General features: G+C 46.1%; 1 protein-coding gene. It reads left to right on the forward strand.

Features of this window, described 5'->3' with window-relative positions; genetic code table 11:
* Positions 1-31: 31 nt before the first annotated feature.
* Positions 32-527: plasmid recombination protein (locus KP705_RS16775; protein WP_215765077.1), on the forward strand; the 496-nt coding region annotated here is incomplete at its 3' end.

Genomic DNA, 527 nt, shown 5'->3' on the forward strand with positions numbered 1-527 from the left:
CATGAGTTATCAATTCGCACATTTTGAGATCATGAGTTATCAATTCGCACATTTTGAGATGCTGAGTCGTAAAGTGCTTGTAAAGCCTTCCGACAAGGCAACGAAGTCTAAGAAGTGGAATATTAAAGAGACTATAGATGAGGCTACCCGGAGAAATCCGGATGCCTGTTTGCATGTTGAAAATCCAGGCAAGCCGGTTCTCGTTTTTGGTCAGGATTTAGAAGCTCTTGAGCGTGAGCATGAGCAGGCTTGCGATGGTGCTGTTGATGTTCAGAAGAATGGCAAGAGCAGGAAAATCAGAAGCACTCAAAATACTATGGCGTGCATTGTTCTGTCTTGGCCAAGTGAGATGGATGCCAAGTGGTTGCAGGGCACGTATGGGGACGTCAAGTGGTTGCAGGGCACGTATGGGGACCAGTTGAAGACAGTCATCTGGCATGATGATGAGGCTTTTCCTCATCTTCATGCTATCATCGTACCTGATGATAGTGCAAAGCATAAGGCAAATCCTGGGGATAGTGCAAAGC

The organism is Gluconobacter sp. P1D12_c, from assembly GCF_018812105.1.
Lineage (GTDB): Bacteria > Pseudomonadota > Alphaproteobacteria > Acetobacterales > Acetobacteraceae > Gluconobacter > Gluconobacter oxydans_A.